At 36.4% G+C, this 25,787-nt stretch carries 30 protein-coding genes; 29 read left to right on the plus strand and 1 reads right to left on the minus strand.

Annotation, left to right across the window (positions count from 1 at the left end):
* Window positions 1–3 precede the first annotated feature (3 nt).
* The 17 genes from FD36_RS03175 to FD36_RS03255 all read left to right on the plus strand — a co-directional run bounded on the left by FD36_RS03175 (window position 4) and on the right by FD36_RS03255 (window position 11,195).
* Window positions 4–657 (plus strand): adenylate kinase, encoded by a 654-nt coding sequence (locus tag FD36_RS03175; RefSeq protein WP_318530519.1) that lies wholly within the window; start codon window positions 4–6, stop codon window positions 655–657.
* Window positions 658–755: 98 nt separating this feature from the next.
* A complete protein-coding gene (gene infA / locus FD36_RS03180; RefSeq protein WP_014082356.1) occupies window positions 756–974 on the plus strand; it encodes a translation initiation factor IF-1 in 219 nt (72 codons plus the stop codon).
* A gap of 27 nt (window positions 975–1,001) precedes the next feature.
* Window positions 1,002–1,121, plus strand: a complete 120-nt coding sequence (gene rpmJ, locus FD36_RS03185) for a 50S ribosomal protein L36 (protein ID WP_014082355.1) — start codon at window positions 1,002–1,004, stop codon at window positions 1,119–1,121.
* Between the two features lie 20 nt (window positions 1,122–1,141).
* Window positions 1,142–1,492 carry a 30S ribosomal protein S13 gene (gene rpsM / locus FD36_RS03190; protein ID WP_014082354.1) on the plus strand — a complete coding sequence of 117 codons (351 nt, stop codon included), beginning with the start codon at window positions 1,142–1,144 and terminating at the stop codon, window positions 1,490–1,492.
* 27 nt (window positions 1,493–1,519) lie between these two features.
* The gene (gene rpsK, locus FD36_RS03195; protein ID WP_041817915.1) at window positions 1,520–1,906 is read left to right on the plus strand and encodes a 30S ribosomal protein S11; all 387 of its coding nucleotides are present in this window, start codon (window positions 1,520–1,522) and stop codon (window positions 1,904–1,906) included.
* 62 nt (window positions 1,907–1,968) lie between these two features.
* A complete protein-coding gene (locus FD36_RS03200; protein ID WP_056957917.1) occupies window positions 1,969–2,919 on the plus strand; it encodes a DNA-directed RNA polymerase subunit alpha in 951 nt (316 codons plus the stop codon).
* Between the two features lie 21 nt (window positions 2,920–2,940).
* Window positions 2,941–3,321 carry a 50S ribosomal protein L17 gene (gene rplQ, locus FD36_RS03205; protein WP_014082351.1) on the plus strand — a complete coding sequence of 127 codons (381 nt, stop codon included), beginning with the start codon at window positions 2,941–2,943 and terminating at the stop codon, window positions 3,319–3,321.
* Window positions 3,322–3,483: 162 nt separating this feature from the next.
* The gene (locus FD36_RS03210) at window positions 3,484–4,308 is read left to right on the plus strand and encodes an energy-coupling factor transporter ATPase (RefSeq protein ID WP_041817914.1); all 825 of its coding nucleotides are present in this window, start codon (window positions 3,484–3,486) and stop codon (window positions 4,306–4,308) included.
* Window positions 4,287–5,135 (plus strand): energy-coupling factor transporter ATPase, encoded by an 849-nt coding sequence (locus tag FD36_RS03215; protein WP_014082349.1) that lies wholly within the window; start codon window positions 4,287–4,289, stop codon window positions 5,133–5,135. Before FD36_RS03210 ends, FD36_RS03215 begins: the two co-directional genes overlap by 22 nt.
* 12 nt (window positions 5,136–5,147) lie before the next feature.
* Window positions 5,148–5,948: an energy-coupling factor transporter transmembrane component T family protein gene (locus FD36_RS03220; RefSeq protein ID WP_056957919.1), complete on the plus strand. Its 801-nt coding sequence runs from the start codon at window positions 5,148–5,150 to the stop codon at window positions 5,946–5,948.
* Complete coding sequence (truA, locus tag FD36_RS03225; RefSeq protein ID WP_056957921.1) at window positions 5,948–6,739, plus strand: tRNA pseudouridine(38-40) synthase TruA; 792 nt, start codon at window positions 5,948–5,950, stop codon at window positions 6,737–6,739. The genes FD36_RS03220 and truA overlap by 1 nt, the downstream gene beginning before the upstream one ends.
* A 133-nt stretch (window positions 6,740–6,872) precedes the next feature.
* Window positions 6,873–7,316, plus strand: coding sequence for a 50S ribosomal protein L13 (gene rplM, locus FD36_RS03230; protein WP_041817913.1), 444 nt, complete (start codon window positions 6,873–6,875; stop codon window positions 7,314–7,316).
* A 13-nt stretch (window positions 7,317–7,329) separates the two neighbouring features.
* Complete coding sequence (rpsI, locus tag FD36_RS03235) at window positions 7,330–7,722, plus strand: 30S ribosomal protein S9 (RefSeq protein ID WP_014082345.1); 393 nt, start codon at window positions 7,330–7,332, stop codon at window positions 7,720–7,722.
* 58 nt (window positions 7,723–7,780) lie between these two features.
* Window positions 7,781–9,433: a D-lactate dehydrogenase gene (gene dld, locus FD36_RS03240; RefSeq protein WP_225361996.1), complete on the plus strand. Its 1,653-nt coding sequence runs from the start codon at window positions 7,781–7,783 to the stop codon at window positions 9,431–9,433.
* 266 nt (window positions 9,434–9,699) lie between these two features.
* Window positions 9,700–10,032, plus strand: coding sequence for a hypothetical protein (locus FD36_RS03245; protein WP_225361995.1), 333 nt, complete (start codon window positions 9,700–9,702; stop codon window positions 10,030–10,032).
* Window positions 10,019–10,867 carry an SPFH domain-containing protein gene (locus FD36_RS03250; RefSeq protein WP_056957925.1) on the plus strand — a complete coding sequence of 283 codons (849 nt, stop codon included), beginning with the start codon at window positions 10,019–10,021 and terminating at the stop codon, window positions 10,865–10,867. The genes FD36_RS03245 and FD36_RS03250 overlap by 14 nt, the downstream gene beginning before the upstream one ends.
* Before the next feature lie 10 nt (window positions 10,868–10,877).
* Window positions 10,878–11,195, plus strand: a complete 318-nt coding sequence (locus FD36_RS03255; RefSeq protein ID WP_056957927.1) for a VOC family protein — start codon at window positions 10,878–10,880, stop codon at window positions 11,193–11,195.
* Window positions 11,196–11,239: 44 nt separating this feature from the next.
* Here the strand turns inward: FD36_RS03255 and FD36_RS03260 are convergent, their stop codons facing one another.
* Entirely contained in the window at window positions 11,240–11,518 is a 279-nt protein-coding gene (locus FD36_RS03260; protein ID WP_056957929.1) for a DUF2187 domain-containing protein, read from the minus strand.
* A 114-nt stretch (window positions 11,519–11,632) separates the two neighbouring features.
* Between FD36_RS03260 and FD36_RS03265 the strand changes: the two genes are divergently transcribed.
* From FD36_RS03265 to FD36_RS03320, 12 genes are all read left to right on the plus strand, one after another.
* A complete protein-coding gene (locus tag FD36_RS03265) occupies window positions 11,633–12,271 on the plus strand; it encodes a glycoside hydrolase family 73 protein (protein WP_420896812.1) in 639 nt (212 codons plus the stop codon).
* Between the two features lie 20 nt (window positions 12,272–12,291).
* Window positions 12,292–12,924 (plus strand): 5-(carboxyamino)imidazole ribonucleotide synthase, encoded by a 633-nt coding sequence (locus FD36_RS03270; protein ID WP_056957932.1) that lies wholly within the window; start codon window positions 12,292–12,294, stop codon window positions 12,922–12,924.
* A 54-nt stretch (window positions 12,925–12,978) separates the two neighbouring features.
* Window positions 12,979–13,383 (plus strand): 5-(carboxyamino)imidazole ribonucleotide synthase, encoded by a 405-nt coding sequence (locus tag FD36_RS03275; protein WP_056957934.1) that lies wholly within the window; start codon window positions 12,979–12,981, stop codon window positions 13,381–13,383.
* Window positions 13,384–13,472: 89 nt separating this feature from the next.
* Window positions 13,473–15,731, plus strand: a complete 2,259-nt coding sequence (gene pcrA, locus FD36_RS03280) for a DNA helicase PcrA (protein ID WP_056957935.1) — start codon at window positions 13,473–13,475, stop codon at window positions 15,729–15,731.
* A gap of 23 nt (window positions 15,732–15,754) precedes the next feature.
* On the plus strand, window positions 15,755–17,773 hold the full coding sequence (gene ligA, locus FD36_RS03285; RefSeq protein ID WP_056957957.1) for an NAD-dependent DNA ligase LigA: 2,019 nt from the start codon (window positions 15,755–15,757) through the stop codon (window positions 17,771–17,773).
* 8 nt (window positions 17,774–17,781) lie between these two features.
* Entirely contained in the window at window positions 17,782–18,912 is a 1,131-nt protein-coding gene (locus FD36_RS03290) for a CamS family sex pheromone protein (protein ID WP_056957937.1), read from the plus strand.
* A 20-nt stretch (window positions 18,913–18,932) separates the two neighbouring features.
* A complete protein-coding gene (gatC, locus tag FD36_RS03295) occupies window positions 18,933–19,241 on the plus strand; it encodes an Asp-tRNA(Asn)/Glu-tRNA(Gln) amidotransferase subunit GatC (protein WP_056957939.1) in 309 nt (102 codons plus the stop codon).
* Entirely contained in the window at window positions 19,241–20,689 is a 1,449-nt protein-coding gene (gatA, locus tag FD36_RS03300) for an Asp-tRNA(Asn)/Glu-tRNA(Gln) amidotransferase subunit GatA (RefSeq protein WP_056957941.1), read from the plus strand. Before gatC ends, gatA begins: the two co-directional genes overlap by 1 nt.
* 12 nt (window positions 20,690–20,701) lie before the next feature.
* Window positions 20,702–22,123, plus strand: a complete 1,422-nt coding sequence (gene gatB, locus FD36_RS03305; protein ID WP_056957943.1) for an Asp-tRNA(Asn)/Glu-tRNA(Gln) amidotransferase subunit GatB — start codon at window positions 20,702–20,704, stop codon at window positions 22,121–22,123.
* Window positions 22,124–22,139: 16 nt separating this feature from the next.
* Window positions 22,140–23,078, plus strand: a complete 939-nt coding sequence (locus FD36_RS03310) for a diacylglycerol kinase (RefSeq protein ID WP_056957945.1) — start codon at window positions 22,140–22,142, stop codon at window positions 23,076–23,078.
* A gap of 56 nt (window positions 23,079–23,134) precedes the next feature.
* Window positions 23,135–24,511: a 23S rRNA (uracil(1939)-C(5))-methyltransferase RlmD gene (gene rlmD, locus FD36_RS03315; protein WP_056957948.1), complete on the plus strand. Its 1,377-nt coding sequence runs from the start codon at window positions 23,135–23,137 to the stop codon at window positions 24,509–24,511.
* Window positions 24,512–24,514: 3 nt separating this feature from the next.
* The gene (locus FD36_RS03320) at window positions 24,515–25,378 is read left to right on the plus strand and encodes a restriction endonuclease (protein ID WP_056957950.1); all 864 of its coding nucleotides are present in this window, start codon (window positions 24,515–24,517) and stop codon (window positions 25,376–25,378) included.
* Window positions 25,379–25,787: the final 409 nt, after the last annotated feature.

Raw genomic sequence — 25,787 nt, forward strand, 5'->3', positions numbered from 1 at the left:
TCAATGAATTTATTATTAATGGGTCTTCCCGGTGCTGGTAAAGGTACTCAGGCTGAAGATATTGTTGAAAAATACAATATTCCTCATATCTCTACTGGTGATATTTTCAGAGCAGCAATGAAGAACAAGACTCCAATGGGTGTCGAAGCTCAAAAATATATTGATAAAGGTGAACTTGTTCCTGACGATGTTACTTGTAAAATTGTTGAAGAACGATTAGAACAAGATGATACCAAGAACGGTTATCTCTTAGATGGTTTTCCAAGAACTTTGGAACAAGCCAAACAATTAGAGAAAATGACTGATAAATTAGGTAAGAAACTTGACGCTGTGATTAACATTGATGTTGATCCTGAAGTATTGGTTGCTCGTTTATCTGGTCGGTTCATTTGTAAAAACTGTGGTGCTACTTATCATAAATTGTACAAAAAACCTAAAGTTGAAGGTACGTGTGATGTTTGTGGTGGACATGTATTTTATCAACGGAGCGATGATGAACCTGAAACTGTTAAAAATCGATTAAAAGTAAACATGAAAATGAATACTCCATTGATTGATTTTTATAAGAAATTAAACTTATTGCATACAGTGAATGGTGATCAAGACATTGCAGATGTTACTAAAGACATTAATAAGATTCTTACCAATTTAAACTAAGGTCTTCTTAATTGTCGATAAGGCAATGATATGCTATATTGAAGATTGATAGTGTTATTGGATACGAATTGAATTAATCATGATTTTGGAGGATTGTTTTGTCTAAAGATAATGTAATTGAAGTAGAAGGAAAGATTACTGAAACCTTACCTAATGCGATGTTTAAAGTAGAACTAGAAAACGGTCATGCTATTTTAGCACATGTTTCTGGTAAAATTAGAATGCATTACATTAAGATACTTCCAGGAGACCGTGTAACTGTTGAAATGTCACCATATGATTTAACTAAGGGTAGAATTACTTATCGGTTTAAGTAATTTCCCTTTATTAGGAGGTTTAATAAGATGAAAGTAAGACCATCAGTAAAAAAAATGTGTGAACAATGTAAAATTATCAAAAGAAAAGGTCGTGTTATGGTAATTTGCTCTGCAAACCCTAAACACAAACAAAGACAAGGTAAGTAATTAAACAGGAGGTGGACTAAATGGCTCGTATCGCCGGAGTGGATTTACCACGTAACAAGCGTGTGATTATTGCTTTAACTTACATCTATGGTGTTGGTGAAGCAACTTCAAAAAAGGTTCTTGAACAAGCTGGTGTTTCAGAAGATGTACGTACTCAAGACTTAACTCCTGATCAACAAGATAAGATTAGAGAAGCCCTTGATAACTTTGTTATCGAAGGAGACTTGCGTCGTAAAGTAAGCATGGACATCAAGAGATTATCAGAAATCGGTTCATACCGTGGAATGAGACATCGTCGTGGATTACCTCTTAGAGGTCAACACACTAAAAACAATGCTCGTACTCGTAAAGGTAAGAGAACCAAGAAATAATAATTAAGAAGGAGGTTACTAGTTCTTATGGTAAAGAAAAATACTCGTAAGCGTAAAGCAAAGAAGCATGTTGAATCTGGTGTAGCTCACATTCATTCAACATTTAACAACACATTGGTTATGATTACTGATGTGCAAGGTAATGCTATTGCCTGGTCATCTGCTGGTGCATTAGGTTTCCGTGGAAGTCGTAAATCTACTCCATTTGCTGCACAAATGGCTGCTGAAGCAGCTGCTAAAACAGCAATGGAACATGGAATGAAGACAGTTGAAGTTGCTGTTAAAGGTCCTGGTTCAGGTCGTGAATCAGCAATTCGTGCATTACAAACAACTGGTTTGGAAGTAGCTGCAATTCGTGACGTTACTCCAGTTCCTCATAATGGTTGTCGTCCTCCAAAACGTCGTCGAGTTTAATTTTTTAGTGAGATTTAATTTTGTAAAAGACTCAACGCGGTTTGAAAGGGGTAGAAGTTAGAATGATTGAATTTGAAAAGCCTAACATTCATAAAATTGAAGAAACAAATAACTACGGTGAAGTAGTTGTCGAACCATTAGAACGAGGATATGGTACTACACTTGGTAATTCATTGAGACGTATTTTACTTGCCTCATTACCTGGTGCTGCTGTAACTAGTGTTCAAATCGATGGTGTTTTACATGAATTTTCTACTGTAAAGGGTGTTACTGAAGATGTTACTAAAATCATCTTGAACTTGAAAAAGCTTAAGTTGAAAATTGACTCTGAAGACAATGACATTCATACATTGAGTATTAATGTAACTGGTCCTGCTGATGTAACTGCTGCTGATATTACTACAGATAGTGAAACTACAATTCTTAATCCAGACTTGCATATTGCTACTGTTGCTGAAGGTGCAACTTTGCATATGACAATGACTGCTAACAAGGGTCGCGGTTTCGTATCAGCTGAAGAAAACAAAGCTAGAAACGATGATATGCCAATTGGTGTATTACCAATCGATTCTATTTATACCCCAATCGAACGTGTTAACTACCAAGTTGAAGACACACGTGTAGGACAACGTGATGACTTTGATAAGTTGACATTAGACGTTTGGACAAATGGTTCAATTTCTCCTTCAGATGCAATTTCATTAGCTGCTAAGATTTTAAGTCAACATTTAGACATGTTTGTTGATTTAACTGATCGTGCACAAAAAGCTAATGTTATGGTAGAAAAAGAAGAAACCCATAAAGAAAAAATGCTTGAAATGTCAATTGAAGAACTAGATCTTTCAGTTCGTTCATACAACTGTTTGAAACGTGCTGGAATTAACACTGTTCAAGAATTAACAGACAAGTCAATGGCAGACATGATGGAGGTTAGAAATCTTGGCCGTAAATCACTTGAAGAAATCGAAAACAAAATTGATGCTTTAGGTTTGTCATTTCGTAAAGAAGATTAGTTAAAAGGAGGAAATCCATTTATGAGTTATCGTAAATTTGGTCGTGAAAAAGGCCCACGTCGCGCTATGCTTCGTAACTTGACTACTGAATTAATCGTTAATGGTCGTATCGAAACTACTGAAGCTAAAGCAAAAACTGTTAGATCTTCTGTAGATAAGATGGTTAGTTTAGGTAAACGTGGTGATTTATCAGCACGTCGTCAAGCTGCTGCTTACTTACAAAACATGGTTGCTGACGTTACAGAAACCGACGATAAGATCAAGGTAACTACTGCTTTGCAAAAGTTATTTGATGAAATTGCACCAAAATACAAGGATCGTAACGGTGGTTACACTCGCATCCTTAAAACCATGCCTCGTCGTGGTGATGGTGCACCAATGGTAATCTTAGAATTTGTTTAATCACAAATCTTGAGATAATAGCATAAATAACTGAATCACTAAATATGAGGCATAAAGCGTTATGATGATGGAATTTTCCAAGTCTAGCTTGAATGTGGTTAATAGCCAAGCGCCTCATATTTATGTGATTTTTTTATACATAAAATTAAAGAAGGAACACGAATGCAATCAAAAATTGAATTTAAGACTGTTTCATTTGTTTATCCAAATCAAGTTAAAGCGTTAAATCAACTTTCATTTAAAATTGAAGCAGGTAAGAAGATTGCATTGATTGGGAAAAATGGAAGTGGGAAAAGTACAATTGCTAAATTAATTGATGGATTGCTTAGTGCTACTTCTGGAAAAATTTTAATTGATGAGATTGAGTTAAATGAAACTACTATTGCTGATTTACGTCAAAAAATTGGAATTGTTTTTCAAAATCCGGAAGATCAAATTATTGGTGCAACCGTTGAAGAGGATGTAGCTTTTGGTTTAGAAAATCGAAATTTACAATTTAAGTTGATGAAAAAAAGAGTTAATCAAGCTCTACAAGATGTTGGTATGTTAGAGTATGCAAACATTAATCCAAATCTTCTTTCTGGTGGGCAAAAACAAAAGGTTTCTTTAGCAAGATCCTTGGCATTGCAACCCTCAATTCTAATTTTAGATGAAGCAACAAGTATGTTAGACCCAATCGCAAAATCGGAGATTAAACACATAATTAGTTCTTTACAGAGAAAAAATAAATTAACCGTAATTTACATTACACACGATATGGAAATGTTAGAGAACGTTGATCAAGTATTAGCATTAGATCATGGAGACTTAGTTTTTAATGGTAAACCAGAAAAGCTTTATCATGAGACAGACATTTTAGCTCAGTTAGCAATTAAACCACCTTTTACTGAACAAATTAAGCAACTATTTAAAGAGCATGGCTACAATCCGCCAGTTGAATATTTAGATGATCGGGGATTAAGTGAATGGATAACAAAATTGTTTTAAAAAACGTGAGCTATACCTATGCGCCCGAAAATATAGATGCTAGGCAAGCACTGCAAAATATTAATTTGACGATTAATGCTGGTGAATTTATTACTATTGTGGGAAAAACGGGTAGTGGTAAATCTACGTTGGTTAGGTTGCTGAACGGTTTATTAACGGCAACTTCAGGAGAGGTAATTGTTAAGCAAAGTTTAATTACTAAAAAAATGTCGAAAAAAGCATTACTAAAAATTCGCTCAAAAGTCGGAATGATTTTTCAGTCACCGGAAAATCAATTATTCGCTGATACTGTGTTAGATGATGTCAGTTTTGGTCCGCAAAACTTTGGTAAATCAAAGGAAGAGGCAGAGCAATTAGCAAAACAAATTTTAACAGAAGTTGGAATTTCAGCTGATTTATTTAAACGTTCTCCCTTTGAATTATCCGGTGGACAGATGCGACGAGTTGCCATTGCAGGTGTTTTAGCCATGCAACCATCCATTTTGATTTTGGATGAACCAACTGTTGGTCTCGATGAAATCGGACGTAATGAAATTTTAACGATGATTAAAAAACTAAATGAACAGCAGCATGTGACAATTTTATTGATTACTCACAATATGCAGGTGGTTAGTGAGTTTGCTGAACGTGTCATTATGCTTGACCATGGCCAAATACTGAGCGATACAAATCCGCAAACTTTTTTTATGCAACTAGCTAATGAAGCTAGTTTGCCTGATTCTGTTAAAATATATAAAGAGTTAGCGAAAAATGGAATTAATTTAGAAGAACTTCCATTAAATAAAAAACAATTGGTCGACCAGGTTTTAAAAAAACTAGCAAAATAGGAGGGTGAGTAGTTGAATAAAGCTATTTTTGGTAATTACTTACCAGGGAATTCAAATATTCACCGCATGAATCCGACTGCCAAAATTTTGGCTACTTTATTAGTCATTACTTGGATTTTATTTGCTAATAACATCTGGAATTATGGACTTTTAGTGGCATTTGCCGTTTTTGAGACCTATCTAGCACAACTCAAACTTAAGACGGTCCTAAAGGCCATTAAGCCCTTTATTTGGCTAATTATGTTTACCGTTGTTATTCAAATTATCTTTAGTCCTCATGGAAGCTCATATTTTTCCTGGGGTCCAATTAAAATTACTAATTATGGGATACAGTTGGCCGGTTTAATTTTTATTCGGTTTGTCTTAATTATTATCCAAGCAACCCTCTTAACGATGACAACTTCACCTAATTCAATCGCGAGTGGAGTAGAAAAATTAATCGCTCCTTTACGATATGTTGGAGTTCCAGTCGAAACCATCGGAATCATGATTTCAATTGCGTTACGGTTTGTTCCAACCTTAATGGAAGAATTACAAGTTATTATGGATGCCCAACGTTTGCGTGGAGTAATGTTTAATAGTGGCGGTTTTATCAAGAGGTGTAAGAATATTATTTCTTTAATCATTCCCATTTTGGTATCTTCGTTTCGCCATGCTGATAATTTAGCGGATGCCTTGGGAGCAAGTGGGTACGAAGCTAATCAACCGCGTAGTAGTTATCGACAGTATCATTGGAATTTAACAGATAGCATAACGATTATCGCAGTTATTTTGTTGGGAATTGCAGTAATTTTAATGAGGACTTTAAGTTAATGAGAAGATATAAAATTACATTTGCATATGATGGAACAAAGTTTGCGGGGTTTCAAAAGCAACCCAAACAACGGACTGTGGAGGGCGTTTTAACTAAATTAGTTAATCGAATGGCTAAAAACCCAACTCAAGAAATTGGAGTCTACGGATCAGGAAGAACGGATGCAGGTGTGCATGCTCTAGCTCAAGTTGCTCACTTTGATTTTCCGTTTGATATACCCGCAGAAAACATGCTCAAAGGCTTGAATAGCATGTGCCCATTAGATATCGAAATTTTAAAAGTTAAAATTGCTGAACCAAATTTTCATGCTCGCTATGATGTAACCGGGAAAAAATACCTTTACAAAATTTCATTAGGTCAATTTACAGATCCATTTAAACGATTTTATACCGCTCATTGGCGTTTTCCTATGGATTTTGAAAAAATGGAGATTGCAATCCAAGACTTTGTCGGTAAACATGATTTTTCATCATTTGTTGCTTCTGGTGCTAAACCAGGAAGTCGGGTAAGAACTGTTTTTTCGGTTAAAGCAATTAATGATCAGGCCAATCATGAAATTCATTTTGAATTTTATGGAGATGGTTTTATGTACAACCAAATTAGAATTATGACGGCTGTTTTAGTTGAAATTGGAATGGGGAAAAGACCAATTCATGATATTCAACGCTTACTAAAAGTAAAAGATCGCCAAGAAGCTCGTTTGACGATGCCTGCTGAAGGATTATATCTAAAGCAAGTTTATTATCCTGGTGATGATCCTGAACATTCTGAAAAAAAGCATCATGACTAGATTAATTCTTGAATTTGATTGACTTTTCACTTTATAGTTTGTAAAATGGTATATGGTATTGTTTGCCCCACATTTAAGCCCCGGAAACTTATATTGGTGTCGAACAAAACAAAGAAACGCGGAGGAAAATATAGTGCGTACAACATACATGGCTAAACCCGGTGAAACTGAACACAAATGGTACATTATCGATGCTGCTGGTATTCCAGTAGGTCGTCTTGCAAGTGTTACTGCTTCAGTTTTACGCGGTAAAAACAAAGTAACTTACACACCAAACGTAGACAATGGTGACAATGTAATTATTATCAATGCATCACAAGTTGCATTAACTGGTCACAAGGCCAAAGATAAGATGCATTTCCACCATACTCAATACATTGGTGGAATTAAACAAGAATCATTTGGTAAATTGCGTGCTGAAAAACCTGAAAAGTTCATTGAACAAGTTGTTAAGGGTATGCTTCCTCACAACTCATTAGGACGTAAGATTGGTTTGAAACTTCACGTATATGCTGGTGAAGATCACAAGCATGATGCACAAAAACCAGAAGTTTTAGATATTACTAACCTAATTTAAGGAGGATATACACATGGCTAAAGTTCAATACAGTGGTACAGGTCGTCGTAAAGACTCAGTTGCTCGTGTACGTTTAGTACCAGGTACTGGTAAGATTATTATCAACGGTAAAGACGTTGAAGAATACATTCCATTCCCTAACTTACGAGAAGTTATTTTACAACCATTCAATGTTACTGAAACATTAGGTAACTACGACACATTAGCAAACGTTAATGGTGGTGGTTTCTCTGGTCAATCAGGTGCAGTTCGTTTAGGAATTGCTCGTGCATTGCTTGATGTAGATCCTGACTTCCGTGAAGCTCTTAAAAGAGCTGGTCTTTTGACTCGTGATCCACGAATGAAAGAACGTAAGAAACCAGGTCTTAAGAAAGCTCGTAAGGCTGGTCAATTCTCAAAACGTTAAGATATATTTTTACGAATATGCTTTTGGAACACTCATACTTGGTATGGGTGTTTTTTGTTTGCAAAAAATATTCCTAATTACTTCTAAATCACGTTCTGAAAAATATCGTGAAGGATATCGTTCCGGTCATGGTGACGCCTTAGCAGTAATCCGTCCAAAGACCTTAATTGAACTATGGAAAGTTTTACAAATTGTCCATCAAGCTGGTTTGATTGTGATTATGCAAGCTGCCAACACCGGATTAACAGGAGGATCCGTTCCTAACGATAATAGTTATGATCGTGATGTGGTAGTCATTAATACTTTAAGAATGAAAGGGATTCAATTAATTGACGATAACAAACAAGTAATCGTATTCCCTGGAACAACTTTACATGGGTTAGAAACAAAACTTGATAAAGTTGATCGTAACCCACACTCTGTCATTGGTTCATCAACAATTGGGGCAAGTGTCGTCGGTGGAGTAAACAATAATTCTGGCGGTGCTTTAGTTCAACGTGGACCAGCTTACACAGAGTTAGCTCTTTATGCTCAAGTTGATAAAAATAATCAATTACATCTAGTCAATCATTTAGGTGTTGATTTAGGAACCACACCTGAAGAGATTTTAACTAATTTGGAAAATCATAATTATAGTAGTCAAGACGTTCATTATAGTGAAGAACGAGTTGGACACAATCGTAATTATGAAAGCCGTGTTCGTAATGTTGATGCTAGTACGCCAACTCGTTACAATGCTGATCCGCGAGAACTATATGAAGTTTCTGGTTCTGCCGGTAAACTAGTTACGTTTGCAGTCCGTTTAGATACTTATCCTAAGCCTAAAGAAGAAAAGGTCTTTTACATTGGAACTAATGATCCGGATGTTTTGGAAAAATTAAGACGGCATATTTTAACGAAGTTTAAATACCTTCCCGTTTCTGGTGAATACATGCACCGTGAAGCTTATGACTTAGCGAAAAAATATGGTAAAGATAGTTTAATGGTAATTGATGATATCGGAACCAAACCATTACCATTCTTATTTAATGCCAGAGCTGCTAGTGAAAGAATCTTACGGCATATTCCTACCTTTAAACCATATTTCGTTGATCGTATGTTACAAAATATGAGTAAGATTTTCCCTGACCAATTGCCTAAACGGATGGAAGAGTTCCGGGACAAATATCAACACTATCTTCAATTAAAAGTTGATAATCAAGGAATTAAAGAAGCACAAGATTATTTACAAGAGTTTTTCAAAGATAACGAAGGTGGCTACTTTGAATGTACCCCTAAAGAAGCTAAAGTTGCTGCAACGCATCGTTACGTAACAGCTGCTGTTCCAATTCGTTATGCAGAAACTCACCAAAAAGATGATATTCAAATTTTACCTTTGGATATTGCTTTACCACGAAATGAAGAAGACTGGTTCGAAATTTTACCTAAAGAAATTGATGATAAAATTAAATACAAACTTTACTATGGACACTTCTTGGATCACGTTATGCATCAAGATTACATCTTGAAAAAAGGTGTTGATCCTCATGAATTGAAACAAGAAATGTTAAAAATTTTAGATAAACGTGGTGCTCGTTATCCTGCTGAACATAATGTAGGACACTTATATCATGCTCCTGAAAGTTTAGTTAAACATTACAAAGAATGTGATCCAACAAATATGTTCAATCCTGGAATTGGATTAACTTCGACGAAGAGGGATTGGAAATAGGTGAAGGTCTGATTAATTCTAATAAAAACATTCTGTACATTAATCATTATTAAACTCGTACTTAGTATGAGTTATTATTGTTATAATAATAAATATTTTATTTAAGTAATTTTATATTTATTATGAGGAGAATTAATTGTGATTGGAAGTCTGGAAAATTTATTGATATAGGAGCAAAAGAAGCATTAAGACAAGTCTTTTCAAATCTAGATGAAGAGGAACATTTTAATAGATATTGGCGGCCTGAAGATTAAAAAAGGAAAAATATGGAAAAAATTGCCATCACTCTCAATCCCCAAAATGCCCACACCCTTCAACTATTAGCAAACGCCAAAGGTATCACTGTGGCTGCCGAAATTGAGTCAATCATCGCCCAACATTTTGCAAAACTCGAACTAATCGGGATGCCGGAATTAGTTGGCACCGAAATTAGCGGCAACCAACTCCAAGCGGATGGAATTGTAAAACTTAACGGTGTGTTATACTTTTACCAAATCGTTGGTAGCACATTAAAGTCAAAAGCGACTTATGTAGTAGCTGATGTGACCGACCAAAAAGTTTATTTAGTCGATAAAGGAGAGTACCATGCTCGGAATTAAAATTGTGCAACAAAACAACGTTGGATTAGTAACCTTTTTAGGAAAATATTCTCGTCAATTTGAGAGTGGAATTCATTTTTATATTCCATTTATAGAACACGTCAGTACGGTTAGCCTTCAATCACAACCGTTAGCTTTACCTGTTCAAACTGGGATTACCAAAGATAATGCCAGTATTAGTATTCAAGTTACCTTAAACTACCGAATTACTAATGCTGAACGCTATACCTTTGGAAACAGTAATTCAATTCAATCAATGGCCTACCAAGTTAGTGGAACGCTTCGTGACATTATCGGAAGTATGGATCTTGATGAAGTTTTAAATTCTACTGATAAAATTAACACTAAATTAATGCAAAACATTGGTGATTTAACTAACACTTATGGAGTCATGATTGAACGGGTTCAAATCGGTAACTTAACACCTTCTAAAGGGGTTAGTGAAGCGATGGAAAATCAAATTACTGCATCTAAAAATAAGCAAGCAACCATTTCACAAGCCCAAGGGAATGCTGAACAAATTCGCTTAAATACTGAAGCACAAAATGCCGCTAAAATTGCAACTGCCAAAGCTGATAAACAACAAACTGAAATTCATGCTGATGCACAAGCATACGCCACAAAGATTCAAGCCGATGCCGACAAATATCGAATTGCTGAATTACAAGCTGCCTATGCCGCTGCTGATCCTAAGTATTTCAATGCGCAATCAATTGATGCCATCCGTGCTGCCGGGACAGACGGTAACTTAATTATTGTGCCAAATGAAAGCAATGGTTTATACGGTCAATTAGCTGCTTTTAGTAAGATGCAAAAAACCGACACAACCAAATAAGTGGGAAAAAATGAACTTTAAGCAAATTCATCACATTGCTATCATCGGGCCTGATTACGCTGAATCACTGCATTTTTACCGTGACGTTTTAGGCTTTGAAGTGATTCGCGAACATCAGCGTCCTGACAAAGATGACGTCAAAATTGATTTAAAAATCAATGAGACAACTGAGTTAGAGTTATTTATTAAACCAGACGTACCCCGACGAGTTAATTGTCCTGAAGCACAAGGTGTCGAGGTTGAAGCCTTGCGTACGGATGACTATACTGGCGAAAAGATGGTCTTTTTCTATGACCCAGATGGTTTACCAATTGAATTACATGAATAAAAAAATGGATTGAGAATTAATTCTCAATCCATTTTTAATTAAAATTATTTTTCTGGTTCGTCTTCTTTAGGTTCTTCTTCGACTTTTTCAGGACGAGGAGCTTGCTTAATCATCGTTAGATCTTTCCAGTTAATCACAGTTTTACCGTGATAACTATCGAGAATATCAGGATCATCAGTTTTAAAAGACACTAAGAAGGCATTTTTGTAACCTTTTTCAATGGTTCCTGTGAAATCATCTTTTTTAATTTTGAAACCAACTACATCACCGACTTCGAAGGGTGATTTTTCAGTTTCAGTTAATTCATCATTTTTCTTTGGCAAGATTGTCGCCTCCTTGTTTAATACTCGAACAAAATATTTCAAATTACTATACTAGTTAATTATAACCTATTTTGTAGTACAATTTAAGTATATCGAAAGATGTGGGTGTTTAATTTGGCAAAAAAAAGACGGCGGAAACGCAAGCGTACCAGAAAAACTAAAAAAAATAATGTTTCAGGTTATGGTCTAATTGTACTAATTGTGATTGGAATGTTTTTAGTGGTGGGAATTATGAAATTTGTTAAGTCACCAACTTTTATTTATTACAATCAACCTAACATTAGCCAGCAAGATAAAAAATTTGTAAACAAAGTATTGCCAGAAGCGTTCGTTGTCCAAAAGAAATATCGCATTTTAACTAGCATTACCTTAGCACAGGCTATCTTAGAATCAAATTGGGGCCAAAGTGAATTGGCAGCAAAATATCACAACTTATTTGGTGTGAAGGCAGGCGCTAATCAACCCGGAGTTAATTTAACAACAACCGAATATCGATATGGGAAACCAGAGACAGTCACAGGGCGGTTTCGCGTTTATGATAGTTGGAAGCAGTCAATTGATGATCATGCGATGCTTTTAGCTCATGGAACGGACTGGAATGCTTTACAATATAAAGAAGTTGTTCAAGCTGATAATTACAAGGATTCTGCAAAAGGTTTAAGCATGGATGGATATGCAACTGATCCCGCTTATGCCCAAAAAATAATTCAAATCATTGAAAAATATCATCTCAATAAATATGATCGAAACTAGGATAGAGGGGTAGTTTAATTATGAATACAAATTTATTAAATCCCGGAGCAACCTTGGGAGTAATTGGTGATAATCTTAATGGCTGTCAAATTATGAAAGAGGCCAAAAGTTTAGGACTAAAAGTTGGCGTATTAACAACTTTGTCTGAAAGTAAAATTAAACAATATGCCGATTTTGTAGTTGTCGGCAGTTTCAATGATCGTTCAGTTTTAAAGGATTTTGCCGAACATTGTGATGTAGTAACTTATGCGACTGATTCAATTGATTTTGCTTCACTAAAATACATGGCCCAGTTTACTAAAATTCCTCAAGGTACTGATTTACTAGAAATTGTTCAAGATCGTGCCTTAGAACATGCCTTCTTTGATCAACTGAACGTGAACAGTGTTCCTTATATGACAGTTGTCGGCATTGATGATTTATACCAAGCTAGCGATTCAATTGGTTATCCAGCTGTTTTAAAACCAATTTTAAAAACTGGAACCCAACAACAAGAGTTCAAAATTGGTACCAAAAACGAAATTGATTTAACCAAACCGCTTTTTGGTCATGGAACTTTTATTCTAGAATCAGATATTAACTATTTGCACAAGTTTTTAGTAATTGCGACTCGAGATCAAAATGGGAAATTAGTTCAGTTCCCAGTACTTTAATATCATGGTGCGGAAAATGGTACGAAAGTGGTTATTAACAGTGAGTTTACCGATATGAAAGATGCTCTTGCTGAAATGAAACGCATTACTAATGAAGTTGCAAAAAACATTAATTATGTTGGAACGTTTGAATTAAGTTTTGGGTTTGATAAGAATGAAACATTATATGTTTGTGGCATTCGACCAACGACCACTTCTTTCGGGTTTATTTTCAATCTAGGAATGAACATTAACCAATATCGCGAACACTTGCGAGCTTTAAGTAACTTACCGTTACCAGAAGTACAAAAATATACGGATGTGATTTTGAAGTCCTTTATTCCAGAACAACTTCCTGCGATTTTAAAAGCTCGTGCTAGTGAACCGGATTGGCAATTAAACTTTGAACATCAATGTATTTTGATTCCAACTGACACGGTTATTAAGACGGAAGCCAGTTTTAATCAATATAACTTATAAATATCTATAAAAATCATAGAGTCGGCATTTATGCTGGCTCTATTTTTGCTATAATTAAACTAAGAGAAATTTTTGGAGGACGAAGATAAATGGCAATTGCAGACCTGTTAAAGAGTATGAACGATAAGCAAAAAGAGGCAGTTGAACAAACTGAAGGTCCGCTTTTAGTGATGGCAGGTGCCGGAAGTGGTAAAACCCGAGTGCTTACTCACAGAATTGCCTATTTAATTGAAGATAAACATGTGATGCCTTGGAATATCTTGGCGATTACATTTACCAATAAAGCTGCTCGTGAAATGAAAGAACGAGTTAACAAGCTCCTTGAAGTTGGAGGAGATGACGTGTGGGTTTCAACATTCCATGCGTTAGGGGTTCGAATTTTACGGCGAAACATTGAAAAATTAGGCTATAACCAAGCTTTTAACATCGCGGGAACTAGTGAACAAAAAACGTTAATCAAACGAATTCTTAGTGATCAAAATTTAGATCCGAAAAAGAATGATCCACGAGCAATTTTAGGTGCGATTTCAAATGCCAAAAATGACATGGAAACGCCAGCAGAATATGCAGAAAAACACAATGACGGGAATCCTTTCCATCAAGTAGTGGCAGGAGTTTATGAAGAATACCAAAAACGTTTAAAACAAAATGATTCGGTGGATTTTGATGATTTAATTATGTTGACGATTGAATTATTTGAAAAATTTCCTGATGTATTAAGTTACTACCAAAATAAATTCCACTACATCCACGTTGATGAATATCAAGATACGAACGAAGCCCAATATCGCTTAGTTCAATTGTTAGCTGATAAGTACCAAAATATCTGTGTTGTTGGTGATGCCGATCAAAGCATCTATGGTTGGCGTGGTGCCAACATGAGCAATATTTTAAACTTTGAAAAAGATTATCCAACTGCCCACACAGTCATGCTTGAACAAAATTATCGTTCAACCAAAACCATTTTGGATGCCGCCAATGGTGTGATTCAAAATAACGACGAACGTAAAGATAAGAATTTGTGGACTGAAAATGCCCAAGGGGAAAAGATTACCTATTATCGGGCCCAAAGTGAACGTGATGAAGCTCAATACATTGTGGCAAAAATCAAAGAAAAAATTGAAAAAGGTCGTTATAGCTATGACGACTTCGCAGTGCTTTATCGAACGAATGCCCAATCTCGTGTAATTGAAGAAACTTTCATGAAATCCAATATTCCTTATAACATCGTCGGAGGGCACAAATTCTACGAACGAAAAGAAATTATGGATATTCTTTCATATTTAGGCTTAGTAGCCAACCCCAATGACTCACTTAGTTTCGAACGAGTTATCAATGTGCCTAAGCGTGGAATTGGGAATGCTAGTTTTGAAAAACTACGGATGTTTGCCGGGGATGCAGGAATGAATCTTTCGGAAGCAGCCGCAAACGTAATGATGGCAAATGCTATTCCGGCTAGAGCTCGAAATGCGATTGCTAATTTTGGTCAAACAATGAAAGAAATCGGAACTGACGTAAAAACGAAGACGGTAACCGAAATTGCCGAAGCCATTTTAGAAAAAACTGGTTACTTGGCTGAACTTAAGCAAACTAAATCTTTAGAAAACCAAGCACGAATTGAAAATATCGAAGAATTTATTTCAGTAACGCAAAACTTTGATGATAAATATGAACCAGCTGATAGTGAAACGGGGAATCGATTAGTTGATTTCCTAGCTGATTTAGCCTTAGTTTCTGCACAAGATGATGTAGATGAAAATGCTAAACAAGTGACTTTGATGACTTTACATGCTGCTAAGGGGTTGGAATTTCCAGTGGTCTTTATGCCAGGAATGGAAGAAAAGCTCTTTCCACTTGCTCGTGCTGCGGAAAAACCAAATGAACTTGAAGAAGAACGTCGGTTAGCTTATGTAGGAATTACTCGAGCCCAAAAGAAACTTTATATGACCAATGCCTTTTCGCGGATGCTATATGGACGGATGCAAAATAACCCTGCTTCTCGTTTTATGGAAGAAATTAAGCCAGAATTATTGGCAAATGATGAAGCAATGAGATCTCAAGGACCAAAAACACCGTTTGACAATAGCACCTATAATCGTCGGACAGAACGGGCCTTTAGTACTCCATACAAACGTCCAACACAACGAGTAGAAAAACCACAAGAAACTGGTGCCAATAAGAAGAACTGGACAGTGGGTGACAAAGTTACTCATAAAGCCTGGGGAATTGGAACTGTGGTTAAAGTTAACGGAACTGGTGAAGACATGGAACTTGATATTGCTTTCCCAGAAAAAGGAATTAAACGGCTCTTAGCCGCATTTGCTCCAATTACTAAAGTCGAAAAATAAAGGTGGTGAGCTTCTTGGAAAAGATTCCATTAGATCAAATAACAGAAGACCAAGCTCGTAAAGAGGCAGAAACGATTCGGCCACAACTAATTAAGTGGGGAAAAGAATATTATGAACAAGATTCCCCCTCGGTTTCGGATGCAGAATATGACTTAGTTTATGATCGCTTAACTAAGTTAGAAGCAAAATATCCCGGTATTGTAACAGCTGATTCGCCAACGCAACAAGTTGGGGGAAACGTTGATACTGAACTTAATAAAGTTGCACATCCGATTCCTATGCTTTCGTTAGGCGATGTCTTTTCTAACGAAGAATTAGCTGAATTTATTAATCGACTTCAAACCGAATATCCCGATGATCAAGAATTTAATTGTGAATTAAAGATTGATGGTCTTTCAATTTCTTTGCGGTATGAAGCTGGAAAGCTAGTCCAAGCTTCAACTAGAGGAAATGGTCGAATTGGAGAAGATATCACCAAGAACGCTTTAAAAATACCATCAATTCCGCAAACTTTGAGTCGTCCCATCGACATTGAAGTTCGTGGAGAATGTTATATGGGCAAAGAGGAGTTCTTGAAGCTCAACGAACGGCGCCAAAATGATGGAAAAGCCACCTTTGCTAATCCGCGTAATGCAGCAGCTGGAAGTTTACGTCAATTAGATCCCCAAGTTACTGCCGATCGACACTTGAGTACGTTTATGTACAATGTTGCTGATTATGACGATTTACAAGCAACGACCCAAAGTGGCTTACTCAAAGAATTAAAAGAACTAGGATTTACCGTTAACGAAAATTTTGCGGTCGCTCATAATCAAGCTGAAATTGATCAGTACATTGAGAAATATCAAGCTAAGCGAAATGATTTAACTTATGGAATTGATGGAATTGTCATCAAAACAAATTCACTTCCGTTACAAATGGAAATTGGACATACTGTTAAAGTCCCTAAGTGGGCAATTGCCTACAAGTTCCCCCCTGAAGAAGCTAAGGTGAAAATTTTAGACATTGAATGGACAGTCGGAAGAACTGGAGTCGTTACCCCAACTGCTATTATGAATCCAGCTCAATTAGCGGGAACTACAGTTTCAAGAGCTTCTTTGCATAATGCAGATTACATTGAGAAAAAAGATATTCGGATTGGCGATACGGTCATTCTCTATAAAGCAGGGGATATCATTCCAGAAGTAGAACGCTTTATTCCTGAATTACGGCCAGCAGATTCAAAACCTTATCAAATTCCGAGTGATTGTCCTTCTTGTGGCGCTAAACTAGTCCATTTAGATGATGAAGTAGCACTTCGGTGTATCAATCCCAAGTGTCCCGCTCAATTATCTGAACAAGTTACGCATTTTGCCTCGCGGAATGCAATGGATATTGACGGTCTAGGACCTAAAATTGTAGCTCAACTTTTTGATCGTCATCTAATTGATGATGTTGCAAGTCTTTACAAATTAACTCGTGAACAATTAATTAAACTAGATAAATTTGGCGAAAAGTCAGCTGATAATTTATTAACGGCTTTAGATAACAGTCGGAATAACTCGTTAGAAAGATTACTTTTTGGATTAGGAATTCGTCACGTGGGTAGTAAAGCAGCGCAACTAATTGCAGCTCATTTTGGAAATATTCAAAACCTTATGAAATCCACTAGCGAAGAAATTGTCGCCATTGATTCGATTGGCGAAATTATTGCTGACAGTGTCGAAACTTATTTTGCTGATCCAAATAGTCAGTCATTAATTAATGAGTTAATTGCCATGGGTGTCAACATGGAATACAAGTCCACGAACCCCGTAGTTCAAGGCGAAACCTTTTTCACCGGAAAAAGAGTAGTATTAACAGGTAAGTTAATTGATATGACTCGTGGATCAGCTGCCAAATGGTTAGAAGCACATGGAGCGGAAGTAACTGGCAGTGTATCCAAAAAAACGGATTTAGTGATTGCTGGTGAAGCAGCTGGAAGCAAGTTAACTAAAGCAGAAAAATTAAACGTTCCAGTCTGGAATGAACAGAAATTTAAGGCTGAAATGGAAAAAGAGTAGCATTTATTATGGAAGGTGAAGGAATGAAACGATTAGGAGTAGTACTACTGGTTGCCGCAAGTTCAGTAGTTTTAGTAGCTTGTAGAAGTGGTAAAGGAGTTGGAACCAACAGTGGTTCTAGCAAAACAGAATTAACCGGTAATAACTCTGGTAGTAAATATCAAAGTTTAATTAAAGATGGTCATTACCAAGTTAGTAAGTCTTCTGGGGTTGACCAAAGTCAAACTAGTAACACCTTTAATTTGCAAGGTTTCCAACATGGATTACAAAATATTTCTAAGAAAGAATTCTCACCAGATAAATATGTTTTCCAAGAAGGTCAATATATTTCTACTTCAACTACTTATAATTGGTTAGGTAGAAAATCAAAAGATAATCCAGAAGGGCTAAATCCAAGTCAACCAAAGAAAAAAGTGGTTCCTGAATACCTCCAACAAGTTGATGAACAAGACTACCTTGAACCAGAAGGTGGAAAAATGAAACTTAAGGGTATGACAATTGGAATTGGATTGAATTCAGTTTATTATTACACTAAGGAAAAGTATGGAGCTCAATACTCAAAACATTTAGATGATGCTGATATTGAACAAAATGGTAAGGAAATTGCCAACAAAATCCTAGCACGGATGCGAGCAAATAAAGATACCAAGAACATTCCGATTGTGATTGCCTTATACAAGGCAGCACCTGAAGATAGTTTAGTTGGTGGAAACTTCATTGCTTACTCCGTTAATAAGGATGGAGCAAAGGAAGTTAGTTCTTGGAACAAGGTTGATGAAAAGAACTATGTCTTACCTGCTTCGGATGGCGAAAAATTACCAAATGACAATGATGCAGCAGCCTTTAATGAATTTAAGAATAAAGCTCAAAGTTATTTTCCTAACTTAAGTGGTGTTACTGCTCAAGCTCATTACACTGATGGTTCGCTTTCAGGAATGACAATTAATGTAACGACGCAATTCTACAGTTACACTGAGATTAATAGTTTCACCCAATATCTTCAAACTGCGGCACAAAAATACTTGCCAACTGGCGCTCCAATTGAAATTCAAGTTGGATCAACGAACGGAATGCAAAGTTACTTGTATCGGAGTACGAACGATAAGAAATTTAGTTCACACATCTTTACAAACTATTAATGCATAATTAGGAGGTCATTATGACAGAAAAAGTAAATGAAGCAACTACTCAACACATTGCTGGGTTAGCTAAATTAAAGCTAACTGAAGAACAACTACCGAGGTTCACAGAACAACTAAACGATATGTTGAATATGTTAGATGAACTTGGAACTGTTGACACTGAAGGAATTGAACCTACTTACTCAGTAACTGATCGGATTAACGTTTTACGTGAAGATGTTGCTGATAACTGGGGTCAAAGAGATGCATTATTAGCCAATGCTCCTGAAACGACGGATGGCTTAATTCGCGTTCCAACTATTATTGACGAAAGTGAGGACAAATAATGAACTATTTTGATACCGATTTAGAATCACTTCACAACCAATTAGTTAGTGGAGAACTTACTTCTGAAGAGTTAACAAAGCAAACGATTGAAAAAATTAAGGAACAAAATGAATCTGTCCAAGCTTACTTAACGATTAATGACAAAGCGATTGAACAAGCTAAAGCCATCGATGAAGCTGGAATTGATCCAGACAGTATTTTTTCTGGAATTCCCGTTGCCCTAAAAGACAACTTGGTAACCAAAGAAATGAAAACGACTGCTGCTTCAAAAATGTTGGAAAACTTTACGTCAATTTTTGATGCAACCGTTGTCGAAAAATTAAAAGCTGCTGGAGCTGTGTTTGTCGGAAAAACTAACATGGATGAATTTGCCATGGGTAGTTCAACTGAAAACTCTGCCTTTGCGACAACTCGTAATCCTTGGAACCTAGATACTGTTCCTGGTGGTTCATCAGGTGGGTCAGCAGCCACTGTTTCAGCCGGCCAAGTGCTTGCTAGTTTAGGTTCAGATACTGGTGGTTCAATTCGTCAACCAGCTGCCTTTACTGGGGTCGTTGGAATGAAACCAACTTACGGTCGTGTTTCTCGTTGGGGTCTAATCGCCTTTGGTTCAAGTTTTGACCAAATCGGACCTTTTACTCGCAACGTGAAAGACAATGCTCATTTATTAAATGTGATTGCTGGTCATGACGAACATGACGCTACTTCATCCCTTAAAGAAGTTCCTGATTTTGCTGAAGGAATTGATCAAGGTGTGAAAGGTTTGAAGATTGCGTTACCAAAAGAATTCTTAGGTGACGGAGTTAAGCCAGAAATTAAGGAAGCCATTCAAAAGGCTGCTGAAACATACAAATCACTTGGTGCAACCGTTGAAGAAGTTTCATTACCTAACACGAAGTATGGAGTAATGGCCTACTACGTGCTTGCTTCTTCTGAAGCATCATCAAACTTAGAACGATTTGATGGAATTCGTTACGGTTTCCGTGCTCCTGAAGTGAAAAACCTAGAAGACCTCTACGTTAAAACCCGTTCAGAAGGTTTTGGTGACGAAGTTAAACGTCGGATTATGATTGGAACGTTCTCACTTTCAGCTGGTTCATTTGATAAATACTTCAAGCAAGCTGCTAAAGTTAGAACTAAGATTATTAACGATTTCCAAAAAGTATTCAAAGATTATGATTTAATCATGACACCAACGGCAACTAGTACTGCCTTTAAAATTGGGGAAGAATCATCAGACCCAATGGAAATGTATCTCAATGATGCGTTAACCATTCCCGTTAATTTAGCTGGACTTCCTGGAATGTCCCTTCCAGCCGGCTTTAGTAATGGCTTACCAATTGGTTTACAACTAATCGGTCGTCCGTTTGATGAAAAGACTATTTACCGTGCTGGTTATGCCTTTGAACAAAACACTGACTTCCACAAACAAACGCCAGCATTATAGGAGGAAATACTTATGAATTTTGAAACGACTATCGGTCTAGAAGTTCACGTTGAATTAAAAACTAATTCAAAGATTTTTAGTCCTTCTCCCGTTAAATATGGTGTTGAAGCAAATGCCAACACCAACGTGATTGATTGGGGTTATCCCGGAACGTTGCCAACGGTTAACAAACAAGTAATTGCCAACGGAATTACAGCTGCTTTAGCTTTACATGCTGATATTTCTAGACATCCTCACTTTGATCGGAAAAACTACTTCTATCCTGATAATCCAAAGGGTTACCAAGTTACAGAAAATGACATTCCTGCCGCTCGTAATGGTTGGATTGAAGTTAAAACCGCTAATGGTACTAAGAAAATTGGAATTGAAGAAATGCACGTGGAAGAAGATGCTGGAAAGAACACCCACGGAAAGACATATTCTTACGTTGATTTAAACCGTCAAGGAACACCTTTGATTGAAATTGTTTCTAAAGCAGAAATGTCAAGTCCTCAAGAAGCTTACGATTATCTTGAAGGACTTCGTCAACGGATTCAATTTACTGGAATTTCTGATGTTAAAATGGAAGAAGGGTCCATGCGGGTTGATTGTAATATTTCCATTCGTCCCGTTGGTAGTGATAAGTTAGGGCAAAAAGTCGAACTTAAAAACTTGAACTCCTTTAACTACGTGCGTAAAGCTTTAGCATATGAAGAAGTTCGTCAAGCCCAAGTCTTAATGTCTGGTGGTACAATTGGTGCCGAAACTCGTCGTTACGATGAATTAAACGGCAAGACCTACTTGATGCGGGTTAAAGAAGGTAAAGATGATTATCGTTACTTCCCAGAACCTGATCTTCCAAGTCTTGATATTTCTGAAGAATGGATTAACGAACTTAGAGAAGCTCTTCCAGAAATGCCTGAAAGTCGTCGGAAACGTTATGTGGAAGACATGGGACTTACTGAATATGATGCAATGGTTCTTACCCAAACTAAAGAAATGTCAGATTTCTTTGATAAGTTAATTGAACTTGGGAGTGATCCTAAGATGGCTTCTAATTACCTTCAAGGTGATGTGAACGCCTACTTGAATGACAAACAAGTTGATTTAGCTGATACAAAAATTACCCCTGAAGCCTTGGCAACTATGATTAAGATGATTATGGATAAAACCATTTCAACTAAGATGGCCAAAAAAGTCTTTAAAGCCATTACAGATGGTAAAAATCCAAAGCAATTTGTTGAAGAAAAGGGCTTAGTTCAATTATCTGACCCCGCTAAACTTCAACCAATTATTGACGAAGTCTTAGCAGCTAACCCCCAATCAATTGAAGATTTTAACAATGGTAAAGATCGTGCCATTGGTTTCTTGGTTGGTCAAATTATGAAGAAAACCCAAGGTAAAGCCAATCCATCAGTGGTTAACAAAATTTTGATGGAATCATTAAATAAGTAGAGAAAGTGGTGTAACGATGGTAAAGCGAGCACGTATAATTTATAATCCAAGTTCGGGGAGGGAGACTCTCAAGCCGAAGTTGGTTGATATTTTAAATGTCCTAGAAAATGGAGGTTACGAAACTAGTACTTTTGCGACTACGCTAAAACCACATTCTGCTAGAGACGAAGCGGCTCGTGTTGCTAAAGATGGCTTTGATTTAATCGTTGCAGCTGGAGGAGATGGGACCATTAATGATGTAATTAATGGAATTGCTCCGTTAGAACAACGACCAAAATTAGGGATTATTCCTGCTGGAACTACGAATGATTTTGCTAGAGCATTGGGAATTCCACGTGATGATTTTGTGGAAGCTGCTAAAGTAATGATTGATGGTGAACTAATGCCAATGGACGTTGGTAAAGCATACAACGAACACGAAACGCGTTACTTTATTAACATTGCAGCTGGTGGACGTTTAACCGAATTAACCTACGACCTACCTTCAGATTTGAAAACAATCTTTGGTTACATGGCATACATGTTAAAGGCCGTTGAAATGTTACCAAGTAGTTATCCTGTTCAAATTGAAGCCCAATATGATGGTGGAGAATACAAAGGAAAAGCCTTAATGTTTTTCCTTGCAATGACGAATTCAGTGGGTGGTTTGGAACAATTAGTTCCCGATGCCTCTTTGAATGACGGAAACTTTACCATGATTATTGTCAAAACGGGAAATGTCTTTGAAGTCTTACAATTGATTACGAAAGCCTTAAATGGCGGACGTCACATCGATGATAATCGAATCGTTTATAAGAAGACCAAGAATTTCTCAATCGTACCAAAAATGGGTCGTAAAATGCCCATTAATTTAGATGGTGAATTTGGGGGGAATGCCCCAATGAAGTTTGCTAATTTAAAACAACATATCCAAATTTTTGCCAATCTAAAAAATAAAAAACTAACTGACCAGTAATAAACTTAAAAAGTTTTGTCGGATTATACGGCAAAACTTTTTATTAGGGAGAAAAAATGAGTAAAAAAATTGATGCACCAGTAACCAAAAACGAAGAATTAACGGTTTCCGTTACTGATTTAACATACGAAGGAATGGGTGTTGCAAAAGTTGGGGAACATTTCCCAATTTTTATTGAAGATGCTCTACCTGGTGAAGAAGTAAAAATTAAAGTTTTAAAAGTAAAACGGAACTTTGCGTTTGCTAAACTAGAAAAAATCTTGAAGAAGAGTCCAGATCGAGTAAAAGCCGTGGATAAACGTTATACTCAAGCCGGAATTGCACCATTACAACATTTAAGCTACGACAAACAACTTGAATTCAAACAACACCAAATTGCTGAAATGTTCAAAAAAGATCACATTGACGTTGAAGTTAATCCAACGATTGGGATGGAAAAACCCATGCAATACCGGAATAAAGCTCAAATTCCAGTGCGGATGATTAATAACCGACTAGAAACTGGTTTTTACCGTCGTCACAGTCATGACTTGATTCCAATTGAAGATTTCTATATTCAAAATCCAGAAATTGATAAGGCTATTGTGGTGGTTCGAGATGTATTACGGAAATACAACATTGCCGCATACAACGAAGTTACCCACGAAGGCTTAATTCGGAACATCATGGTCCGTTACGGTTTTTACAGTCATGAAATGATGATTGTCATTGTCGTTAATGGTCGTGATTTACCACATGCCCAAGAAATTACGCATGATATTATGGAAAAAATACCTAACTTAGACAGTTTAATGATGAACATTAATACTGGTAAAGGTAATAAATTAATGGGTGACAAGAACTTCATGTTGGAAGGTAAAAACTACATCATGGATCAATTGATGGGCACGAAGTTTATGATTTCACCATTGTCATTTTACCAAGTCAATCCTTTCCAAACGGAAAAACTCTACAAACTTGCCATTGAAAAAGCTAAATTAACTAAAGATGACATTGTTATTGATGCTTACTGTGGAATTGGAACTATTTCCTTAGCCATGGCACCAAATGTTAAGCATGTTTATGGTGTTGATGTGGTTAAAGAAGCCATTGAAGATGCCAGAACTAACGCTAAGTTAAACCACATTGATAACGCAACTTTTGTGGTTGGTAAAGCCGAAAAGCAAATGAAACAATGGGCTGAAGATGGCATCAAACCGGACGTGATTGTCGTTGATCCTCCTCGTAAGGGAATGGATGAAAGTTTCATCGAAACTGTGTTAAAGATGAAACCAGAACGTTTAGTGTATGTTTCATGTAACCCAGCTACGTTAGTTCGTGACGCTAAGTTACTTGAAGAAGGTGGCTACAAGATTAACCAACCGGTTCAACCAGTTGATCAATTCCCACAAACGCCGCACGTTGAGAGCATTACAGTATTTTCCCGGAGCTAATTAATGGCTTTAAATAAAACACTTAAATCAGAAAATTTAATAATGAGTGAAGCACTAAAAGCAATGCAAAGTCTCGGTGGTAAGTTAACTCGTAAAGAAATCAAACGGGAAATTAGAGACCACTCAAAAATAATATCTGAAGAGACAGTTGATGAAGTAAAAATATCTAAAAAAAGTGGTTCCAAATATCATCCTTTTGATTATCGTTTTAATTTTTCTATCAAGGACTTAATTACTGCTGGATATATTGTAACTGATGATAATCATATTTTAGAGTTGTCAGAAAAAGGCAGAACCGTTAAATTTGAAAAATTTAATCCTGCTAAAGATGTTCGGCCAATTGTTGATGAAGCAACAAATATTGGTGTATTAAATGACGATGAAAAAAATGAAAACGTTGATGATGATTCTTGGAAAGATGAACTTTTAACTTCATTATTAAAAATGGCACCGCAAAAATTTGAACTATTCTGTCGTGGCTTGTTAAAAGAGATGAAAATTGATCTTGATGATACGATTGGAGTTCAGTATGTTGGTGATGGTGGACTTGATGGTTTTGGTTATATCACATCAGGTGATTTCCGTACTACTAGAGTTGCACTACAAGCTAAACGATGGGATGGAAAAGTTTCATCTCCAGAAATTGATAAGTTTCGTGGGGCAATGGATAAGCATAATGCAGAATATGGTGTTTTTATAACGACGTCCGATTTTACTCGGGATGCAATCAAAGCTGCTAAAGTTGGAACTAGGGTAATTACTTTAATTAATGGTGACCAGATTTGTGAATTGGTTGCTAAATATGGATATTATGTGAAACCAATTACTACTTATAGACTTGGCAGTTTTTATACTGATGATGAATAAATGTTATAATATTTGTTTAATCTAGATTAATAATTAAATAAGCATAACAAAAGCGACCAAATCTCGATGGATTTGATCGCTTTTTGTATATGGCAGATTGTAAAATTTAAGTTGAACATTTGTATGATAACCTGCCAAAAATTTTATCTCACACATTATCTAGACAATCTTGTCTCCAGCTTCTAATGCATTATCTAATTTATAATGGATCTTTGTCAACCGCTGTTGATGAGAAATCTTTATGAGAAAATGGTAGATTGTCACCAACTATTATTGGTGTTGTTCTTAAATGTTTTCTTTTGTCTATTACCATATTCAGCAACTTTATTTTCATTTTGATTGTCATTTTTATCCTTGATGTGACTGGTATTAGAACTATTCGTCAAGGTGGATGTAAGCTGATTCCTGA

This window comes from Fructilactobacillus sanfranciscensis DSM 20451, assembly GCF_001436035.1.
In the GTDB taxonomy this organism is placed as follows: Bacteria; Bacillota; Bacilli; order Lactobacillales; family Lactobacillaceae; genus Fructilactobacillus; species Fructilactobacillus sanfranciscensis.

What these genes read in the sequence shown, in the direction of transcription:
- FD36_RS03175 (WP_318530519.1), top strand. Translation starts at nt 4, where the DNA reads ATGAATTTATTATTAATGGGTCTTCCCGGTGCTGGTAAAGGTACTCAG.
- rpmJ (WP_014082355.1), top strand. Translation starts at nt 1,002, where the DNA reads ATGAAAGTAAGACCATCAGTAAAAAAAATGTGTGAACAATGTAAAATT.
- rpsM (WP_014082354.1), top strand. Translation starts at nt 1,142, where the DNA reads ATGGCTCGTATCGCCGGAGTGGATTTACCACGTAACAAGCGTGTGATT.
- rpsK (WP_041817915.1), top strand. Translation starts at nt 1,520, where the DNA reads ATGGTAAAGAAAAATACTCGTAAGCGTAAAGCAAAGAAGCATGTTGAA.
- FD36_RS03200 (WP_056957917.1), top strand. Translation starts at nt 1,969, where the DNA reads ATGATTGAATTTGAAAAGCCTAACATTCATAAAATTGAAGAAACAAAT.
- rplQ (WP_014082351.1), top strand. Translation starts at nt 2,941, where the DNA reads ATGAGTTATCGTAAATTTGGTCGTGAAAAAGGCCCACGTCGCGCTATG.
- FD36_RS03210 (WP_041817914.1), top strand. Translation starts at nt 3,484, where the DNA reads ATGCAATCAAAAATTGAATTTAAGACTGTTTCATTTGTTTATCCAAAT.
- FD36_RS03215 (WP_014082349.1), top strand. Translation starts at nt 4,287, where the DNA reads ATGGATAACAAAATTGTTTTAAAAAACGTGAGCTATACCTATGCGCCC.
- truA (WP_056957921.1), top strand. Translation starts at nt 5,948, where the DNA reads ATGAGAAGATATAAAATTACATTTGCATATGATGGAACAAAGTTTGCG.
- rpsI (WP_014082345.1), top strand. Translation starts at nt 7,330, where the DNA reads ATGGCTAAAGTTCAATACAGTGGTACAGGTCGTCGTAAAGACTCAGTT.
- FD36_RS03245 (WP_225361995.1), top strand. Translation starts at nt 9,700, where the DNA reads ATGGAAAAAATTGCCATCACTCTCAATCCCCAAAATGCCCACACCCTT.
- FD36_RS03250 (WP_056957925.1), top strand. Translation starts at nt 10,019, where the DNA reads ATGCTCGGAATTAAAATTGTGCAACAAAACAACGTTGGATTAGTAACC.
- FD36_RS03255 (WP_056957927.1), top strand. Translation starts at nt 10,878, where the DNA reads ATGAACTTTAAGCAAATTCATCACATTGCTATCATCGGGCCTGATTAC.
- FD36_RS03270 (WP_056957932.1), top strand. Translation starts at nt 12,292, where the DNA reads ATGAATACAAATTTATTAAATCCCGGAGCAACCTTGGGAGTAATTGGT.
- FD36_RS03275 (WP_056957934.1), top strand. Translation starts at nt 12,979, where the DNA reads ATGAAAGATGCTCTTGCTGAAATGAAACGCATTACTAATGAAGTTGCA.
- pcrA (WP_056957935.1), top strand. Translation starts at nt 13,473, where the DNA reads ATGGCAATTGCAGACCTGTTAAAGAGTATGAACGATAAGCAAAAAGAG.
- FD36_RS03290 (WP_056957937.1), top strand. Translation starts at nt 17,782, where the DNA reads ATGGAAGGTGAAGGAATGAAACGATTAGGAGTAGTACTACTGGTTGCC.
- gatC (WP_056957939.1), top strand. Translation starts at nt 18,933, where the DNA reads ATGACAGAAAAAGTAAATGAAGCAACTACTCAACACATTGCTGGGTTA.
- gatA (WP_056957941.1), top strand. Translation starts at nt 19,241, where the DNA reads ATGAACTATTTTGATACCGATTTAGAATCACTTCACAACCAATTAGTT.
- gatB (WP_056957943.1), top strand. Translation starts at nt 20,702, where the DNA reads ATGAATTTTGAAACGACTATCGGTCTAGAAGTTCACGTTGAATTAAAA.
- FD36_RS03310 (WP_056957945.1), top strand. Translation starts at nt 22,140, where the DNA reads ATGGTAAAGCGAGCACGTATAATTTATAATCCAAGTTCGGGGAGGGAG.
- rlmD (WP_056957948.1), top strand. Translation starts at nt 23,135, where the DNA reads ATGAGTAAAAAAATTGATGCACCAGTAACCAAAAACGAAGAATTAACG.
- FD36_RS03320 (WP_056957950.1), top strand. Translation starts at nt 24,515, where the DNA reads ATGGCTTTAAATAAAACACTTAAATCAGAAAATTTAATAATGAGTGAA.